We start from the raw sequence: 12,989 nt of genomic DNA on the forward strand, positions 1-12,989 counted from the left end.
CGCGTCTCGACGCACCGTCGCCGGCTCGCTGACCGGCTGCCGACGAGGTTGCCAGAGGCCGGCGCCGGGCGCATCAGACCACGGTATGAAAGACCCGCGTGCGATGCGCGAGGCAATTCAGACCACGGTATGAAGACCTGGTGCGATGCGCGAGGCCATCATGGGTGGCGTCGACGAGACGGACCCACAGCGGTCGAGGCGCGGCTCGGCCCCGGCGCGGTGGTGGGATCGGTGCTCGGGAAGGGGGTGCTGGCGTGGGACACGATGCCGGCGGCGGCGAGCAGGCACAGTCCGCCGATGGCGGCGAGAACGGGCAGGTAACTGCCGGTGGCGGTGTAGAGCGCGGCCGCTCCCAGCGGCGCAAGGGCCTTGGCGAGGGTGACCGGCGCCGCGAGCGTGCCGGCGATGCTGGCGTAGGAGGTGGTGCCGTAACGGTCGGCCAGTAGGGCCGGAGTGGCGAGGCTGGCCACGCCGAAGCCGATGCCGAAACCGGTCACCGCGACGATCGCGCCCGGCCGGGTGGCGCCCGCCCACGGCAGGCTCAGCGCCGCGGCGGCCTGAATGGTGAAGACCACGGCCACGACGCCGGACAGGCGCAACCGGCGCTGGGCGGCGGTGAGCACGAGACGCCCGGTCACCGACAGCACGCCGAGCAGCCCGGCGACGGTCGCGGCGAACGTCGCCGGATGGCCTTCGCCGGTCAGGAAGCCGACGAGGTGGACGGTCATGGCGCTCATCGCGGCCGAGTGCGCGACGAACGCGACGGCCAGCCACCAGAACCGGCGGTCGTGCATCGCCGCGCGGACCAGCGCTCGCCGCTCCGCCGCCCCGGCCGTCACCGAGCCGCGCGCCGGATTCGGCCGCCGGGCCACGGCGCTTCCGCGCGGTCGGCGGTGCACGAATGCCGCGCGCAGGAGCTCGGTGATCCCGCGCAGTGGGCGGTGCCGGGGCACGGCGATCGCGCCCGGTGGGCGACGCACGACCGCAGCGTGCAGCGGCACGGCGATCGCGCTCGGTGGGCAGCGCACGACCGCCGCGTGCAGCGGCACGGCGATCGCGCCGTAGCCCGCCGCGAGCACCAGGAGGGTGGCCCGCCAGCCGTACCGGTCGTTGAGCAGCCCGGTCAGGGGCATGAAGATGGTGCTGGCGAATCCGGCCACCACGATCATCGCCAGCAGCGCCCGTGCCCGCCGGTCCGGCGAGAACCACGAGACGACCACGGCGGTGGCCGCGTCGTACAGGGACATCGCCATCGCCGCGCCGAGCCCGGCGAAGACCAGGTACAGCTGCCACAGCGCGTGCACCTGCGACCAGGCCGCCAGGAGTCCGGCGCCGGCCGCCGCGCCGGTCGTCATCAGCGCCCGGCCGCCGTGGCGGTCGAGCCATCGGCCCACCGGCACGGCCATCGCCGCCCAGGCCAGCACCGCCGTGGTCAACGCACCGGTGACCGCGGCCGGCGAGGCGTGCAGGTCGGCCGCGATCGGGTGGAGCAGCACGGCGAAGCTGTAATACAGGCAGCCGTATCCGACGGTCTGCGTGATCGCGAAGACCGCCACGATCCGCCGGCCCTGCCCGCCGCCGGTCATCGGGCCGGCAACCGGCGGCGAAAAGCCAAGACCGGAACAGCCAAGACCGGAACAGCCAAGACCGGAACAGCCAAGACCGGAACAGCCAAGACCGGATCAGCCGCAGCTGCCGGCCTGCTCACCCGAGCCGGTCGACACGTCGATGACCGTCAGCGGCGAGCGCCCCAGCCCGCCCTCGACGCCGGGGGCAGAAAGGCCGATCGCAGGTGTGCCGCAGCAGCCCGCGCTGACGGCGTCGACGCCGAGGACGGGATCGCTGTTGCAGACCCCGGTTTCCGGCAGATCGAGCCGCACGTCGCGGGCAGCAACCCAGTCACCGGCCAGCGCCGCGACCACCGAGCGAGCCTGCTCGTACCCGGTGGCCAGCAGGAACGTGGGCGCCCGCCCGTACGACTTGACCCCGATGGCGTAGTAGCCGGGCTCCGGATGGGCAAGCTCGTCGACACCGTGCGGCGGAACCGTGCCGCAGGAGTGCTCGTTGGGGTCGATCAGCGGCGCGAGCGCCCGGGTCGAGCCCATGATCGGGTCGAGGTCGAGGCGCAGCTCGGACACGATCCCGTGGTCGGCCCGGAACCCGGTGGCCGAGACGATCCGGTCCACGACAACCGTCCGCGTGCCGTCGGAAACCGCCACACCGCCGGACACCACCTCGACCCGCTCGACGCCAAAGCCGGTGATCAGCCCAACGACGCCCGACTCGACGTGCGAACGCAGCCGCGTCCCCAGCGCGCCCCGGGCCGGCAGCGCGTCGTCCGCCTCGCCGCCGTAGGTGCGCCACGGCGAACCCGACCGAATCGCCCACGTGACGGTCGTTCCCGGCAGCTCCACCAGCGACAGCAGCGTATTGGCCGCGGAATGCCCAGCCCCCACCACGAGCACCCGACGACCCGCGAACCGGTCACGGTCGCGACCCAAGACATCCGGCAAAGCATTGCTGACGTACGCCCCGGCGGTGAGCTCGCCGTGCGCCGGGATCCCCGAGGCGCCCAGCACATTCGGCGTGTCCCAGGTGCCGGAGGCGTCGATGACCGCGCGGGCCAGAACGTCCTCACCACTGCCGAGCCGGATGAGGAACGGCGCCTCCGTCCGCCCGGCCGTCCGCAGCCGGTCAAGCCCGAACCGGGTGACCGCCACGACCCGGGCGCCGTAGCGGACGTACGGCTTGATCGAAGGTAGTTCGGCCAACGGCCGCAGATAGTCGTCGGCGAGCGAAGCGCCGGTCGGCAGCCGATCGTCGTCGGGCCGGGCCCACCCGGCATCCGCCAGCAGCTTCGCCGCCGCGGCGTCGATGTTGTACCGCCACGGCGAGAACAACCGCACGTGCCCCCACGATCGGACCGCGGCGGCCGGCGCCTCACCGGCCTCGAGCACGAGGAACGGCAGGCCGCGCTCGGCAAGGTGAGCGGCGGCAGCCAGGCCGACAGGCCCGGCGCCGATGACAGCAACGGGCAGCTGATCGAGTGAAATGGTCACGAGTCGTCTCCTGGTCAGTCGATGAGCGGGCTGCGGCGTTCGATGAGGACGACGTCGCGCCATCGGTTGTTCTGGGTGAGGTGCCGGCCGACCCGCTCGCGGACGCCGACGGTGCGGAACCCGGCGGCCCGGTGCAGGGCGAGGCTGGCGGTGTTCTCGGGGAAGACGCCGGACTGGATCGTCCAGATCCCGGCCCGTTCGGTCGACTCGATCAGCGCGTCGAGCAAGGCCCGCCCGACGCCACGCCCCCGGGCCGCCGGGTCGACGTAGACGGAATGCTCGACCACGCCGGCATAGACCGCCCGGCCGGAGACCGCGGAGATCGCCACCCAGCCGAGCACCGTGTCGTCATCGTCGACGGCGACGAGCCGGTGGTCGCCGAGCTTGCCGTCGTCGAAGGCGGCCCAGGCCGGCGCGGTGTGCTCGAAGCTGGCGTTCCCACCGTCCATGCCCGCCTGGTAGATGGCGAGGACGGCATCGGCGTCGCCGGCGCTCATCGGCCGGATCCTCATGCGCAGCCTCCCGCCGCGGTCGGTGCCGGCCGGCCCATGACGACGTCGGCGGCGGACGGGAAGCAGTCGATGCAGGCGCCGTTGATGCGGTAGTGCCGGGCGTTTCCCACGGCCTCCACCAGCACGAACCGCACCTCGGTGAGGATCTTCAGGTGCTGCGAGACGGTCGACTGCGCCAGCCCGGCGGCCGCGACGATCTCGCCCACCGGCATCGGCCGCCCCTGCCGGGCCAGGTATTCCACGATCTGCACCCGCGACGGGTCCGCGAGTGCCCGGAACCAGGACGCGTACGTCTCCGCCGCCGCCCGGTCGAGCAGGTCGCCCACGATCCACCCTCTTCATCGTCTATCGCCGATCAACGATGAGAGCCTACCGCTCGCCAGCCAGGTGGTGGCAACCACCAGACGGCAGACGGCGGCGAGGGTGCCGGAGTCAACGCGGTCCGGGGTGTCGGCCGGACTGTGGTAACCGCCCATGCCGGCCCCGATGCCGACCGCCGCCAGCCCGGCGGCGGCGTAACGCCGGTTGTCCGAGGCCATGGGCCCCGGCGCCAGCGGCACCCCGGTGTGCCGCCCGGCCTGGTCGAGCATGGAGAGCAGAGCATGCGCCGGACCGCCGGCCTCGACCGCGACCGCGGCACCCAGCCGCCCGGCACCGTCGACGTTGACCACCAAAGGCCGCGCCTCGCGGGGCAGCCCGGCGCCGTCGACGTTGACCACCGAAGGCCGCGCCTCGCGGACCTGGCCGGCGTGCCGCGCGGAGCCGAGCGCGCCGATCTCCTCGGCGTCGAGCAGCGCGACGGCGAGCCCATCCGGCAGGACGGGAGCGAGCACCCGGGCGGCCTCGAGGACGACCGCGACGCCGGACGCATTGTCGGAGGCGGCCGGCTGCCGCAGTCCCGGAAGGTCTCCGACACCGTCGTAGTGGGCGGTCAGCAGGACGGTTCCGGCGTTCCCCCAGCGGGCGTGGACGTTGGCCGCGGTGACGTCGTCGCGGCGGATCGGCGCGGTTGCCTCGAGCCACCCCCGCCCGGACGCCGCGCTGACGGACATCGCGGCGTAGCAGGCCGGATCCAGGGTGAGGACCGGCAGCGGGCCGGGATCCGGGCCCACGAGCAGCGTGTAGTGCCAGCCATCCGCGTCCACCGCCCGGGAAACCAGCAGTCCGGCCGCCCCACCACCATGTCCGTACGCGTCGAAGAGCGACATCGACGGCGGGACCAGCAGCCATCGCCCGGCGGGATCTCCGGCCCCGGCGATCCCCAGGTCGCCGCGCCGGCGGCCGGGCAGATCCGCCGACGCGAAATGCGGCAGCACCTGCCGCCCGAACGCCGGCCGGTGCTCGGTGCTCCCGTCATGCCAGACCGCCTCGGGCGAGGCGCGGACGACGGGCACCGCCCGGACCGGGAACGGATCGACGCCGACATCGGCACCCAGGCCGGTCAGCCGATCGCGGAGCCAGTCCCGGGCCGCGGCACCACCCGCCGACCCGGCGCGCCGCCCGGCGAAGACATCACCCGCCAGCCGTACGACGGTCGCCGCCATCCGGGTCGCGTCGACCCGGGCGAGCAGGGCGTCGAGACCGGCGGTCATCCGCAGCAGCCCTGGCCGGCCGCGACCGCCGTCGACTTGGCGGCGCCGCCGCAGCACGAGCTCTCGGCCGACGCCTCGGCCTGAGTGCCGCAACACGGCCCGCCCGCCGCCGGCAACTTGAGGGCAGTGCCGCAACACCCATCGGAACCGGTCACGGTCAGGGCATCGGCCGGGTCGACGGCAAAGCCACCGCTGGTGTCGGTGTCGTTCATGAGGACCCTCCAGGATCACGTGCGGTTTCGACAACCATCGGATTCGACGTTTGTCGAAACCGAGGTTTGCACGCGGATTCGATACATGTCAAGCTCGACGCATGTCGAAACCAGCCGCCTCGGTGAACCTGCTCGACCAGCCCGCGGAGACACCGTGCTGCCCGCCGATGGCGGTTCAGCGCATGGAGCAGGCCACCGCCCTGCAGCTGGCGCCCGCGTTCAAGGCCCTGGGCGACCCGGTCCGCCTTCAGCTGATGTCGATGATCGCCTCGGCGCCCGGCGGCGAGATCTGCGTGTGCGACCTCACCCCGTCGTTCGAGGTCTCCGGTTCGACCATCTCCCACCACCTCAAGACGCTGCGCGACGCCGGCCTCGTCGACGCCGAGCGCCGCGCCAGCTGGGTCTACTACCGCGCCCGGCCGGGCCTGATGCTCCAGCTGGCCACCCTGCTCACCCCGGCCGCCGACGCCTGACGTGCACGCGATCGCCCTCTGGCGGCGGCTGCTGGCCGAGTTCGCCGGCACCGCGCTGCTGGTCACCGCCGTCGTCGGCTCCGGCATCATGGCCGCCACGCTGTCGCCGGACGACGTGGGCCTGCAGCTTCTCGAGAACTCCGTGGCCACCGCGTTCGCGCTCGGCGCGCTGATCCTGACCTTCGGACCGGTCTCCGGCGCCCACTTCAACCCGGTCGTCTCGGCCGCCGACTGGTTCCTCGGCCGCCGCGCCCGCACCGGCCTGACCGCGACCGACCTGGCCGGTTACACCGTGGCTCAGGTCGCCGGCGCGATCGGCGGGTCGATCCTGGCCAACCTGATGTTCGACCTGGACGCGGTGACCTTCTCGCACAAGGACCGCAGCGCCGGGCATCTGTGGCTGGGCGAGGTGGTCGCGACCACGGGACTTCTGCTGCTCATCTTCGCCCTGGCCCGGTCCGGTCGCTCCGCAGTCGCGCCCGCCGGGGTCGGTGCCTACATCGGTGCCGCGTACTGGTTCACCTCCTCGACAAGCTTCGCCAACCCCGCCGTGACGATCGGCCGCGCCTTCACCGACACGTTCGCCGGCATCGCCCCCGCTTCAGTGCCGGGCTTCGTCGTGGCTCAGCTCGTCGGGCTGCTCGCCGGGGTCGGCCTGCTTCTCGCCCTCTATCCCCGTCCGCGCGGCAACCCCGATCGCCAAGAAGAGCCGAAGAAAGCCGTGGAGATCCGATGAGTGACAAGCCCAGCGTCCTGTTCGTCTGCGTGCACAACGCCGGCCGCTCACAGATGGCGGCCGGCTGGCTTCGCCACCTGGCGGGAGACGCCGTGGAGGTTCGTTCCGCCGGCTCCGAGCCGGCCGATCAGATCAACCCGGCCGCCGTCGAGGCCATGCGCGAGGTCGGCATCGACATCACCGATCAAACCCCGAAGAGGCTTGAGTACGAGACCGCGCAGGACTCGGACGTCATCATCACCATGGGCTGCGGCGACGCCTGCCCGGTCTTCCCCGGCAAGCGTTACGAGGACTGGAAGCTCGACGACCCCGCCGGCAAGGGCGTGGAGGCCGTCCGGCCGATCCGCGACGAGATCAGAACCCGGGTCGAGGAGCTGCTGGCCGGCCTGCGCCCGGCGTAGGCGAAGACCCGGAGGGCACGAAAAGAGCGGACGACGGGATTCGAACCCGCGACCCTCACCTTGGCAAGGTGATGCGCTACCAGCTGCGCTACGTCCGCGTTGACGGCGACTTTACCGGATGCGCGTTGAGGAAAGCGCGCAGGCTCTGCGACGATTCCCCGGTGGTGTCGTCCTTTCCCGAACTCGGTGAGCTGCCCGAGGAGCTGAGCGCGGCCGCGTTCCACGCGCTCGATCCCGTCCAATTCGCCCGCGTCGCCGCGTACGGCACGCGACATGAGGTCAAGACCGGCGAGATTCTGTACGACGTGGGGGACGTCGACAGCGATCTGATCCTGGTCGAGTCGGCCGTGGCCCAGGTCGTGCGCACGCCCACCGCGACGGCGCCCGAGGAGCTGTTCCTCACCGCCGGCCGGGGGCAGTTCCTCGGCGAGATGAACCTGCTGACCGGGCAGACCCGCCTGCTGTCGGCCCGGGTCGCGGCGGCGGGCACGATCCACCGGATCGACGCCGAGGCGTTCCGCCTGATCATGGCGCGCGACACCGAGATCAGCGACCTGCTGCTGCGCGCGTTCCTGGCCCGGCGGCTGCTGCTGGCCGACCGGGTCGGCCGCAATCTCGAGGTGATCGGCGACGCGTCGACCGGCGCCGGGATGGCACTGCAGACGTTCCTGTCCCGGCAGGAACAGCCGCACCTCTGGCTCTCCGAGACGTCTGACGCCGGCCGGGCGGCAATGGCCGAGGCCGGTCTGACCGCCGCCGACCTCCCGGCCGCGGTCACCCCCCGGGAGACGTTGCGGTCGGTCAACCCGGGCATCCTCAGCCAGCATCTGGGTCTCACCTATCGGCGTACGCCCAAGGGGGTCGCCGACCTCACGATCGTCGGCGCCGGCCCGGCCGGGCTGGCCGCCGCGGTCTACGGCGCGTCCGAGGGGCTGGAGACGGTGCTGCTCGACGCCGTCGCGACCGGCGGGCAGGCCGCGGCGAGTTCGCGCATCGAGAACTACATGGGCTTCCCGTTCGGACTCAGCGGCGCCGCGCTGACCGGGCGCGCCGCCGTGCAGGCGCTGAAGTTCGGCGCGCATCTGGCCAGTCCGTGCGGCGTACGGTCGCTGCGGTCGTCGCCCGATGGCCCGCACCTGATCACCCTGGTCGACGGCACCGAGATCGAGACTCGCGCGGTGCTGATCGCGACCGGCGCGGCCTACCGGAACCTGCCGCTCAAGCGCTGGCCGGATTTCGTCGGCTCGGGCATCTACTATGCGGCCACCGACCTCGAGGCGCAGGCGGTGGCGGAACTGCCGGTGACCGTGGTCGGCGGAGCGAACTCGGCCGGCCAGGCGGCGATCTATCTGGCCCGGCGGGCCGGCAAGGTCACGCTGGCCGTGCGCGGCCCCGACCTGTACGCGAAGATGTCCAGCTATCTCGTCGAGCGGATCCTCGCCGACCGGCGCATCGAGGTGCGGACGGCCACCGAGGTGACCGCGCTGCAGGGCGGCGAGCGGCTCGAGCAGATCACGCTCACGTCGCGGCCGTCGGGCGAGCCGGACCCGTGCGGGTGTTTCGGCCTGTTCTGCTTCATCGGCGCCCAGCCGGCGACCGAGTGGCTGACCGATGTGGCCCTCGACGACGCCGGGTTCGTCCCCACCGACGTACGGCTGGGTGATCGGTGGACGGGGGTGGGTCGCGATCCGCTCCCGTTCGAAACCAGCGTGCCGGGGGTCTTCGCGGCCGGCGACGTGCGGCTCGACTCGATGAAGCGGGTGGCGGCGGCGGTCGGCGAGGGTGCGAGCGCGGTGCGGTCGGTGCATCAGGCGCTCGCGCTGCACTGAACGGCGGCGGGTAGCATCTGGCGAATGCCGAACGACCCCACGATCCGGTACGAACCGGCCTCGCCCGACGGTCTGGTCGTCGCCGCCCTGACCGGGGAGGTCGACGTGGACCGCGCCGACGCCGTGCGCGACAGCCTCGCCGCCGCGGCCGCCATGCCCGGCTGCCGTTACCTGCGGGTGGACGTCAGCGATCTGGGGTTCATCGACTCGTACGGGCTGGGGGCGCTGGTCAGCGCCCGCAACAGCGCGGCGGCCAAGGGGGTCACGCTGACGCTGGCCGAGCCCTCTCCCCCGGTCCGCAAGGCGATCGAGGTGACCGGGCTCGGTCACGTCTTCGGCCTCTAGTTCGAGGCCATTCTGATCAGGGCGTTGCCGCCGAGGACCAGCACGTCGGCCCCGGCGACCAGGGCCATGCTCAGGTGCAGGCGGCGGGACGCGAGCTCGGGGTCGGCGCCGGTCAGGCCGCGGACCGCCTGGACGGCGGCGGCGACGATCAGCGGGATGCCCCCGATGAGCAGGAAGCCGACCGAGCCGGGGGTGCGGCCCTGGGCGACCAGCAGGGTCACCATGACGGCCGGGACGATGCCGAACACGACCAGGGCGAGGACGGCGTACCAGCGCAACGAGCGCAGCGCGGCTGTCGTGTTCTCCATCGGAGAATCGTAACCGGGCCGGCGGTTACCGCCTCGGACGGCGGGTCATCCGCACGCCGGCCATCGTGCGCATCGCCGCCTGGCGACGCAGGCGCCGGCGCGCGGCCGACGAGGCGGCGCGGCCGGGGCCGGTGCGCGCGAGCTCGACGGTGTCCTTGGCCATCACCGGCTCGGCCGGCTCGTCGAACTCGGCCTGGTCGACGTCGTCAACCTCGTCGTCCTCGTAGCCAGACTCCATGGTCTCGATCTCGATGTCCTCGTCCGCCGCCGAGGCGGGGCTGATCAGCACCAGGGCGGCGGCGACGTTCGCGATCACGAAGAGCGCCCCCGCCACCGCCAGGAACAGCGCCCGGTCGAACAGGGACCCGTCGAACGTGACGGAGATCAGGACGCCCACCCCGACGGCGGTCGCCGTGGCGGCCGCGGCGCCGAGCCGGCGCACGCCGGCGCCGCCACCACCGCCGGTGACGCGGACGGTCGCGAGGGCGGAGGCGGCGCCCAGCGCGGTCGCCACCAACCACCAGGAGATCAGCGGCCACATCCGCTGCCAGGTGCCGGTGTCGTCGTCGGCGAAGATGTACAGCAGGAACGGCACACCGACCACGGCGATGAGCAGGAACAACGCGGCGTCGACGGTCAGCACGACGCACGCCGCGGTCACCACGTCGAAGCGGCGTGGCCGCGTGAACTCTCCGGCCTCGATGTCCACCATTGCGGCGCCGCCTTTCCGTGACCTTGACGGAGCACCGTAACGCATCGACGCTCGCCGCGCCGCCCCCTCGCCGCGGCGTTTCTCAGCGGGCGCCCTCCGGCCGGCTCAGCCACTCCGGGAAGGTCATCGCGCCGGTACGGGTGGGGTGGTCGCCGGTCGGGACGAGGGACGTGTCGGTCATGACACCGCCGAAGTAGCGGGCCTGCGGGTCCTCCACGACCTTGCGGCGGTCGTAGGTGGCGTCGAGGAAGCGGCGCAGGAACTGGGCCATCGGCTCCTTCTCGGGGCCGGCCAGGTCGATGATCCCGTCGACGGGCGGCGCCAGCGCGATCTCGGCGAGCGTCTCGGCGACGTTGTCCTCCGAGACCGGCTGGAACGCGCCGACCGGGGAGTGCACGACACCGTCGACCGTGGCGCCGTCGGCGATGGTCTCGAGGAACGAGTAGAACTGGGTGGCCCGCAGGATCGTGTACGGCCGGCCGGACGCGATGATCAGGTTCTCCTGCGCGACCTTGGCCCGCTGGTACCCGCTCCCCGGGTTGCGGTCGGCGCCGACGATCGTGAGCGCGACGTGGTGGCCGGCGCCCGCGGCCCGCCCCGCCTCGAGCAGGTTCCCGGTCGAGGTCGTGAAGAACTGAAGGACCTCGTCGTCGCCCCAGGCCGGCGCGTTGGTCACGTCGACCACCACCTGAGCCCCGGCGAGCGCCTCGGCCAGCCCCTCCCCCGTGACCGTGTCGACGCCGGTGGACGGCGACGCGGCGGACGCCTCGTGCCCGGCGGCGGTCAGGATCGGAATGAGCTTCCGGCCGATCTGTCCGGTTCCCCCGATGACCACGATCTTCATGTGCGCTCCTCAACTCGCCCAACTCGGACAACCGCTGTCCGGAACTCTACTCGGACAAGATCTGTCCGAGTCAAGTAGGGTGTGACCATGAAGATGTCCGGCGGTGTCGAGTGGGCCCTGCACTGCGCGTTCGCGCTGACCGCCGCCGACCGCCCGGTCTCCGCCGCCCGGCTCGCCGAGATGCACGACGTCTCCGCGAGTTACCTGGCCAAGCAGTTGCAGGCGCTGTCCCGGGCCGGGCTGGTGCGCTCGGCGCAGGGCCACGCCGGCGGGTACGAGCTGACCCGGGCGCCCGGCGAGATCACCGTGCTCGACGTGGTCGAGGCGATCGACGGGCGCACGCCGGCCTTCCTCTGCACCGACGTCCGCATGCGCGGGCCGCTCGCCACCCCGCCCGAGCGGTGCGTGACGCCGTGCGCGATCCACCGCGCGATGACCGCCGCCGACGAGGCCTGGCGGGCGTCGCTGCGCTCGGTGACGATCGCCGACCTCGCGGCCCAGGTGACCGGCGAGCACGGGCCGGCCGTGCTGGCGGGCGTCCGCGCCTGGCTGAGCTCACCCGCCTGACGAGCTGGGGCGTTTTGCACCGAAGGGGCAGTTCCGAGGGGTGTGACAGAGACCGGAACCGCCCCTCCGGGCCCACGGCCGCACCTTGGGGGCAAGGGCGCGCCGGGAGCAGGGATACCTACATCTTGTAGGTGAGCGACGGAACCCTCAACCCGGAAGGTGCCCCGCCGATCGCAACGCTCGACCGATCGGAGGTCCGCCGACCGCAACCGCGTGGCACCCCGGCGGGCACTTGGCGCGCACCGGACGGCCCCCAATCTCTTTCGCATGCCCGGCCGACGACACGGCCGGACAACAGGGGGAGATTGAATGTTCCGCAAGTCCGTGTACTCGCTTGCCGCTGTGGTCGCCGGTGTCAGTGCCGCGCTCGGCGGAGCAGCTCAGGCCCACTCCGCCCCTTCGGCGACGGCGCCCGCCGCCGCGAAGCCGGCCTGTGTGACCGACGCCAAGCTGGTGCCGAGCTGCAACGTGCTCTGGGGCGCCGCCGCGGGCGGTTTCACCAAGGCGCCGCACGACCAGGAGCTGCGCACCTGGGAGAAGCTCAGCGGGCGCACGTCGACGATCTTCCACACGTACCACAAGGGCGACCAGAAGTTCCCCACCGCCGCCGAGATCGCGATGACCCAGGACCCGGCGCACCCGCGGGTGCTGCTGCTCAACTGGCGGGTCGAGTACGGCTCGACCTGGGCGAACGTGGCGGCCGGCAAGCTCGACAAGCGCATCGACGCCTTCGCGGCGCGGGTGAAGGCGACGTACCACCAGAAGTTCTTCCTGGTTCTCAACCACGAGCCCGAGGACGACGTACGCCCGGCAGCCGGCTCGGGGATGACGGCGAAGGACTTCCGCGCGTCGTTCCGCCACGTCATCCAGCGGTTGCGGGCCGAGGGCGTGGACAACATGGTCAGCGTCGTCGCGTACATGGGCAATGAGAAGTGGATGGCCCAGCCCTGGTGGAAGGACCTCTACCCGGGCGACGACGTCGTCGACTGGGTGGGCCTGGACTCGTACGTCTCGGCCGAGCAGGGCTATTACCACCACGGCATGTTCGGCGACCTCGTCGACCGGCGCGCCCTCAACGGCGTCGGCTTCTACGACTGGGCGACCCGCAACCACAAGAGCAAGCCGATCATGCTCGCCGAGTGGGGCGTCTACCACCGCGTCGGCCGGGTGACCGACAAGTCGGCGCAGTTCGACAGCGTGCTGCCCGAGCTGGCCAAGCGCCCGGCCATCAAGGCGATCGTCTACTTCGACACGAAGAAGGACGCCTCCGGCGACCGCGACATCAGCATCAACAGCTCGGCCCGCAGCCTGGCCGCGTTCCGGAAGCTGGCGGCGAGCCCGCGCTTCAACGTCCAGATCCGATAACCGTACGTCCGAGTCGCCCGGCCCTCGTGCCGGG

16 protein-coding genes and 1 tRNA gene are annotated in these 12,989 nt (G+C 72.3%); 7 read left to right on the forward strand and 10 right to left on the reverse strand.

Annotation, left to right across the window (positions count from 1 at the left end; translation table 11 throughout):
• Nucleotides 1–158 precede the first annotated feature (158 nt).
• The 6 genes from A3CQ_RS57690 to A3CQ_RS0126205 form a co-directional block, all read right to left on the reverse strand.
• Nucleotides 159–1,586: an MFS transporter gene (locus A3CQ_RS57690; protein WP_020513915.1), complete on the reverse strand. Its 1,428-nt coding sequence runs from the start codon at nt 1,584–1,586 to the stop codon at nt 159–161.
• 96 nt (nt 1,587–1,682) lie between these two features.
• The gene (locus A3CQ_RS0126185; RefSeq protein WP_026206215.1) at nt 1,683–3,059 is read right to left on the reverse strand and encodes an FAD-dependent oxidoreductase; all 1,377 of its coding nucleotides are present in this window, start codon (nt 3,057–3,059) and stop codon (nt 1,683–1,685) included.
• Between the two features lie 14 nt (nt 3,060–3,073).
• Complete coding sequence (locus A3CQ_RS0126190; protein WP_040432871.1) at nt 3,074–3,571, reverse strand: GNAT family N-acetyltransferase; 498 nt, start codon at nt 3,569–3,571, stop codon at nt 3,074–3,076.
• Nucleotides 3,568–3,897, reverse strand: coding sequence for an ArsR/SmtB family transcription factor (locus A3CQ_RS0126195; RefSeq protein WP_020513919.1), 330 nt, complete (start codon nt 3,895–3,897; stop codon nt 3,568–3,570). The genes A3CQ_RS0126190 and A3CQ_RS0126195 overlap by 4 nt, the downstream gene beginning before the upstream one ends.
• A gap of 12 nt (nt 3,898–3,909) precedes the next feature.
• Nucleotides 3,910–5,163 carry a M28 family metallopeptidase gene (locus tag A3CQ_RS0126200; RefSeq protein WP_020513920.1) on the reverse strand — a complete coding sequence of 418 codons (1,254 nt, stop codon included), beginning with the start codon at nt 5,161–5,163 and terminating at the stop codon, nt 3,910–3,912.
• On the reverse strand, nt 5,160–5,375 hold the full coding sequence (locus A3CQ_RS0126205) for a hypothetical protein (RefSeq protein ID WP_020513921.1): 216 nt from the start codon (nt 5,373–5,375) through the stop codon (nt 5,160–5,162). The genes A3CQ_RS0126200 and A3CQ_RS0126205 overlap by 4 nt, the downstream gene beginning before the upstream one ends.
• A gap of 101 nt (nt 5,376–5,476) precedes the next feature.
• Here A3CQ_RS0126205 and A3CQ_RS0126210 point away from each other — a divergent pair, with 101 nt between their 5' ends.
• The 3 genes from A3CQ_RS0126210 to A3CQ_RS0126220 are packed head-to-tail and all read left to right on the forward strand — an operon-like array spanning nt 5,477 to nt 6,985.
• Nucleotides 5,477–5,848, forward strand: coding sequence for an ArsR/SmtB family transcription factor (locus A3CQ_RS0126210; protein WP_020513922.1), 372 nt, complete (start codon nt 5,477–5,479; stop codon nt 5,846–5,848).
• A gap of 1 nt (nt 5,849) precedes the next feature.
• Nucleotides 5,850–6,584, forward strand: coding sequence for an aquaporin (locus A3CQ_RS0126215; RefSeq protein ID WP_020513923.1), 735 nt, complete (start codon nt 5,850–5,852; stop codon nt 6,582–6,584).
• Nucleotides 6,581–6,985: an arsenate reductase ArsC gene (locus A3CQ_RS0126220; protein WP_020513924.1), complete on the forward strand. Its 405-nt coding sequence runs from the start codon at nt 6,581–6,583 to the stop codon at nt 6,983–6,985. The genes A3CQ_RS0126215 and A3CQ_RS0126220 overlap by 4 nt, the downstream gene beginning before the upstream one ends.
• Nucleotides 6,986–7,010: 25 nt before the next feature.
• Here A3CQ_RS0126220 and A3CQ_RS0126225 read toward each other — a convergent pair.
• Nucleotides 7,011–7,083, reverse strand: a tRNA-Gly gene (locus tag A3CQ_RS0126225).
• A 63-nt stretch (nt 7,084–7,146) separates the two neighbouring features.
• Between A3CQ_RS0126225 and A3CQ_RS0126230 the strand changes: the two genes are divergently transcribed.
• Nucleotides 7,147–8,814: an FAD-dependent oxidoreductase gene (locus A3CQ_RS0126230; protein ID WP_020513925.1), complete on the forward strand. Its 1,668-nt coding sequence runs from the start codon at nt 7,147–7,149 to the stop codon at nt 8,812–8,814.
• Between the two features lie 24 nt (nt 8,815–8,838).
• Nucleotides 8,839–9,159, forward strand: a complete 321-nt coding sequence (locus tag A3CQ_RS54020; RefSeq protein ID WP_020513926.1) for an STAS domain-containing protein — start codon at nt 8,839–8,841, stop codon at nt 9,157–9,159.
• On the opposite strand, the gene A3CQ_RS0126240 is transcribed toward A3CQ_RS54020, so the two are convergent.
• The 3 genes from A3CQ_RS0126240 to A3CQ_RS0126250 all read right to left on the reverse strand — a co-directional run bounded on the left by A3CQ_RS0126240 (nt 9,156) and on the right by A3CQ_RS0126250 (nt 11,023).
• Nucleotides 9,156–9,467, reverse strand: a complete 312-nt coding sequence (locus A3CQ_RS0126240) for a hypothetical protein (protein ID WP_020513927.1) — start codon at nt 9,465–9,467, stop codon at nt 9,156–9,158. The two genes, A3CQ_RS54020 and A3CQ_RS0126240, sit on opposite strands and share 4 nt — an antisense overlap.
• Nucleotides 9,468–9,492: 25 nt before the next feature.
• Nucleotides 9,493–10,179, reverse strand: coding sequence for a hypothetical protein (locus A3CQ_RS0126245; protein WP_020513928.1), 687 nt, complete (start codon nt 10,177–10,179; stop codon nt 9,493–9,495).
• Nucleotides 10,180–10,261: 82 nt separating this feature from the next.
• Nucleotides 10,262–11,023, reverse strand: coding sequence for an SDR family oxidoreductase (locus A3CQ_RS0126250; RefSeq protein WP_020513929.1), 762 nt, complete (start codon nt 11,021–11,023; stop codon nt 10,262–10,264).
• An 87-nt stretch (nt 11,024–11,110) separates the two neighbouring features.
• On the opposite strand from A3CQ_RS0126250, the gene A3CQ_RS0126255 reads away from it, so the two are divergent.
• Nucleotides 11,111–11,590: an RrF2 family transcriptional regulator gene (locus tag A3CQ_RS0126255; protein ID WP_040432894.1), complete on the forward strand. Its 480-nt coding sequence runs from the start codon at nt 11,111–11,113 to the stop codon at nt 11,588–11,590.
• A 309-nt stretch (nt 11,591–11,899) separates the two neighbouring features.
• Nucleotides 11,900–12,955: a glycoside hydrolase family 26 protein gene (locus A3CQ_RS0126260; protein WP_020513931.1), complete on the forward strand. Its 1,056-nt coding sequence runs from the start codon at nt 11,900–11,902 to the stop codon at nt 12,953–12,955.
• The last annotated feature ends 34 nt before the right edge of the window (nt 12,956–12,989 follow it).

The organism is Paractinoplanes globisporus DSM 43857, assembly GCF_000379645.1.
In the GTDB taxonomy this organism is placed as follows: Bacteria; Actinomycetota; Actinomycetes; order Mycobacteriales; family Micromonosporaceae; genus Actinoplanes; species Actinoplanes globisporus.

Bases quoted from the DNA above. Each gene is read 5' to 3' on its own strand.
- A3CQ_RS57690 (WP_020513915.1), bottom strand. From the start codon at position 1,586: ATGACCGGCGGCGGGCAGGGCCGGCGGATCGTGGCGGTCTTCGCGATC.
- A3CQ_RS0126190 (WP_040432871.1), bottom strand. From the start codon at position 3,571: ATGAGGATCCGGCCGATGAGCGCCGGCGACGCCGATGCCGTCCTCGCC.
- A3CQ_RS0126200 (WP_020513920.1), bottom strand. From the start codon at position 5,163: ATGACCGCCGGTCTCGACGCCCTGCTCGCCCGGGTCGACGCGACCCGG.
- A3CQ_RS0126205 (WP_020513921.1), bottom strand. From the start codon at position 5,375: ATGAACGACACCGACACCAGCGGTGGCTTTGCCGTCGACCCGGCCGAT.
- A3CQ_RS0126210 (WP_020513922.1), top strand. From the start codon at position 5,477: ATGTCGAAACCAGCCGCCTCGGTGAACCTGCTCGACCAGCCCGCGGAG.
- A3CQ_RS0126220 (WP_020513924.1), top strand. From the start codon at position 6,581: ATGAGTGACAAGCCCAGCGTCCTGTTCGTCTGCGTGCACAACGCCGGC.
- A3CQ_RS54020 (WP_020513926.1), top strand. From the start codon at position 8,839: ATGCCGAACGACCCCACGATCCGGTACGAACCGGCCTCGCCCGACGGT.
- A3CQ_RS0126240 (WP_020513927.1), bottom strand. From the start codon at position 9,467: ATGGAGAACACGACAGCCGCGCTGCGCTCGTTGCGCTGGTACGCCGTC.
- A3CQ_RS0126245 (WP_020513928.1), bottom strand. From the start codon at position 10,179: ATGGTGGACATCGAGGCCGGAGAGTTCACGCGGCCACGCCGCTTCGAC.
- A3CQ_RS0126250 (WP_020513929.1), bottom strand. From the start codon at position 11,023: ATGAAGATCGTGGTCATCGGGGGAACCGGACAGATCGGCCGGAAGCTC.
- A3CQ_RS0126255 (WP_040432894.1), top strand. From the start codon at position 11,111: ATGAAGATGTCCGGCGGTGTCGAGTGGGCCCTGCACTGCGCGTTCGCG.
- A3CQ_RS0126260 (WP_020513931.1), top strand. From the start codon at position 11,900: ATGTTCCGCAAGTCCGTGTACTCGCTTGCCGCTGTGGTCGCCGGTGTC.